Consider the following 3,090-nt stretch of genomic DNA (forward strand, 5'->3'; position numbering starts at 1 on the left):
GCCGTGGCGGCCTGCCCGGGCGCGCCGGCCTGCGCCTCCGGCGGCACCCCGGCGCAGGCGGATGCGGGGCGGCTGGCAGCGGCCTTCGCGCCGCTCGCGGCCCGGGGCGCCACCCTGCACGTCTCCGGCTGCCCCAAGGGCTGCGCCCATCCGGGGGCGGCCGACCTCACCCTGGTCGGCCAGGCGGACGGGGGCTACCGCGTGGTGCTCGGCGGCGACGCCGGCGCGCCGACCGCGCTCGCCCTGGCTTTCGAGGCGGTGCGGGAGCGGCTAGAGAGCGTGGACGACCCCTCCGGCCTGAGAGACGCTTTCCGGGAGCCCGCATGAGCACGCGCCTCGACTACATCCGCGACGGCGCCGCCATCTACGCGCGCTCCTTCGCCATGATCCGCGCCGAATCCGACCTGTCGCGCTTCGCGGGCGCGGCCGAGCGCGTGGCGGTGCGGATGATCCACGCCTGCGGCATGACCGACCTGCCCGCCGACATCCGCCTCTCGCCGGGCTTCGCCGAGGCCGCCGAGGCGGCGCTGCGGCGCGGCGCCCCGGTCCTGTGCGACGCCCGCATGGTCGCGGACGGCGTCACCCGGGCCCGGCTGCCCGCCCGCAACCCGGTGGTCTGCACCCTCGGCGACCCCCGCGTGCCGGGGCTCGCGGCGGCGCTCGGCACCACCCGCACCGCCGCCGCGATGGAATTGTGGCGCGACCAGCTCGCCGGCGCCGTGGTGGCGGTCGGCAACGCGCCGACGGCGCTGTTCCGCCTGCTCGAGCTCCTCGACGAGGGCGTGGCGCCCCCGGCCGCAATCATCGGCGTGCCGGTCGGCTTCGTGGGCGCGGCGGAATCCAAGGACGCGCTCGCCGAGGACGGCCGGGTGCCGTTCCTGGTGGTGCGCGGCCGGCGCGGCGGCAGCGCCATGGCGGCGGCGGCCGTCAACGCGCTGGCGAGCGAGGCCGAGTGATGGAGCGCCCGCACGAGCTCCCCCCGGCCGCGCCGGCCGCGGACGAGGCGGCGCCCCGGGCGGCCGCGACCGGCACGCTCTACGGCGTCGGCATGGGGCCGGGCGATCCGGACTACCTCACGGTGCGCGCCGTCCGGGTGCTGGAGCGCGCCCATCACCTCGTGCACTTCTGCAAGGCGGGCCGCCGCGGCAACGCCCGCACCATCGCGGACGCGGTGGTGCGGGACGCGGGCCGCGAGTGGGCCCTGCCCTATCCCCTCACCACCGAGCTGCCTCCCGACGACCCGGCCTACGTGGCGGCCCTCGCGGCCTTCTACGACGACGCGGCCTCGCGCCTCGCCGACGCCCTCGGGGCCGGGCGCGACGTCGCGATCCTGTCGGAGGGCGACCCGTTCTTCTACGGCTCGTTCATGCACCTGTGGCGGCGCCTGAAGGACCGCTTCCCCGTCGAGGTGGTGCCGGGCGTCACCGGCATGTCGGGCTGCTGGACCCGCGCCGGCACCCCCATCACCTGGGGCGACGACGTGCTGACCGTCCTGCCCGCCACCCTGCCGCGCGCGCGGCTGGTGGCGCACCTGCGCGCCGCCGACGCCGCCGTGGTCATGAAGCTCGGCCGCCACCTCCCGAAGGTGCGGGCGGCCCTCGCCGAGGCCGGGCTGCTCGCCCGCGCGGTCTACGTCGAGCGCGGCACCATGGCGGGCGAGGTCGTGGCGGCGCTCGCCGACAAGCCCGACGACGGCGCGCCCTACTTCTCGATGGTGCTCGTCCCGGGCGAGGGCCGCCGGCCGTGAGCCCGGGTTCCCTGACGGTGATCGGCCTCGGGCCGGGCGACCCGCGCTACCTCACGCCGGCCGCCGCCGCGGCCCTCGCGGCGGCGCAGGACCTCGTCGGCTACGCGCCCTACCTCGCCCGGGTGCCCGAGCGGCCGGGCCTCGTGCGCCACGCGAGCGACAACCGCGTCGAGGTCGAGCGGGCGCGCCACGCCCTCGCCCTCGCGGCGGCCGGGCGCCGGGTGGCGGTGGTGTCGGGGGGCGACCCGGGCGTGTTCGCCATGGCGGCGGCGGTGTTCGAGGCCCTGGAGGCCGGCGACCCGGCCTGGCGCCGCCTCGCCGTCACGGTCGAGCCCGGGATCACCGCGATGCTGGCGGCGGCGGCCCGCGCGGGCGCGCCCCTCGGCGGCGATTTCTGCGCCCTCTCCCTGTCGGACAACCTCAAGCCCTGGGACGTCATCACGGCGCGCCTCGCGGCGGTGCTCGCGGCCGACCTCGTGGTCGCGCTCTACAACCCGATCTCGCGGGCCCGGCCCTGGCAGCTCGGCGCCGCCCTCGACCTCGCCGCGCGGCATCGCGGGCCCGAGACCCCCGTGATCCTCGCCCGCGCGGTCGGCCGCCCGGACGAGGCCCTGCGGGTTCTGGCGCTGCGCGAGGCGCGCCGCGCCGAGGCCGACATGGCGACCCTGGTCATCGTCGGGGCGAGCACCACGCGGCTGATCCCCCGCGAGGGGGCGGCGCCCTTCGTCTACACGCCCCGCAGCGTCGCGCCCGCCGCCGAGGCGGCCCGATGACGGTCGAGCCAGCCGAGCGCCGCGCCGGCCTCCGCCACCGCCTCGACGGCGGGCGGGACCGGCGGGCGCACGATCACCACGGGCAGGCCGAGCGCCCGGGCGGCCGCGACCTTGCCGTAGGTGGCGCTGCCGCCGGAATTCTTGGTCACCAGCACCTCGACGGCGTGGCGCCGCATCAGCTCCCGCTCCTGCGCCTCCCCGAACGGCCCGCGGGCCTCGATCGCGGTCAGGTCCGGCACCGGCAGGGCGTCGCCCACGGGCTCGATGGTGCGCACGAGGTAGGCGTGCTGGGGCGCCGCCGCGAAGGCCGCGAGCTCGAGGCGCCCGACCGTCACGAACACCCGCCGGGGCGCCGCGCCGAGGGCCCGCACCGCCTCCGGAACGCCGTCGACCTCCCGCCAGCGATCCCCGGGCCGGCGCGCCCAGGCCGGGCGGCGCAGCGCCAGCAGCGGCACGCCGGCGGCCCGGCAGGCCGCCGCGGCGTTGCGGGAGATGACCTGCGCGAAGGGATGCGTGGCGTCGACCACGGCGGCGACCCGGTGCGCGGCGAGCCAGGCCGCGAGCCCGGCC

4 protein-coding genes and 1 pseudogene are annotated in these 3,090 nt (G+C 78.8%); 4 read left to right on the plus strand and 1 reads right to left on the minus strand.

Translation table 11 applies throughout. The annotated features are described in order from the left end of the window. The 4 genes and pseudogenes from DT057_RS34390 to cobJ all read left to right on the plus strand — a co-directional run. Nucleotides 1-327, plus strand: a pseudogene (locus DT057_RS34390) (nitrite reductase); the annotation flags it as partial. Continuing rightward, nucleotides 324-956, plus strand: a complete 633-nt coding sequence (locus DT057_RS34395) for a precorrin-8X methylmutase (RefSeq protein ID WP_128566484.1) — start codon at nucleotides 324-326, stop codon at nucleotides 954-956. The pseudogene DT057_RS34390 and the gene DT057_RS34395, both read left to right, overlap by 4 nt. Beyond that, nucleotides 956-1,747 (plus strand): precorrin-2 C(20)-methyltransferase, encoded by a 792-nt coding sequence (locus tag DT057_RS34400; protein ID WP_128566485.1) that lies wholly within the window; start codon nucleotides 956-958, stop codon nucleotides 1,745-1,747. The genes DT057_RS34395 and DT057_RS34400 overlap by 1 nt, the downstream gene beginning before the upstream one ends. Beyond that, nucleotides 1,744-2,520, plus strand: coding sequence for a precorrin-3B C(17)-methyltransferase (gene cobJ / locus DT057_RS34405; protein WP_128566486.1), 777 nt, complete (start codon nucleotides 1,744-1,746; stop codon nucleotides 2,518-2,520). The genes DT057_RS34400 and cobJ overlap by 4 nt, the downstream gene beginning before the upstream one ends. Here cobJ and DT057_RS34410 read toward each other — a convergent pair. Continuing rightward, nucleotides 2,475-3,090 (minus strand): cobalt-precorrin-6A reductase (locus DT057_RS34410; RefSeq protein WP_128566487.1); only part of this gene is annotated, 616 nt, incomplete at its 5' end. The two genes, cobJ and DT057_RS34410, sit on opposite strands and share 46 nt — an antisense overlap.

Origin of the sequence: Methylobacterium crusticola (assembly GCF_003574465.1) — a bacterium.
Classification (GTDB): Bacteria; Pseudomonadota; Alphaproteobacteria; order Rhizobiales; family Beijerinckiaceae; genus Methylobacterium; species Methylobacterium crusticola.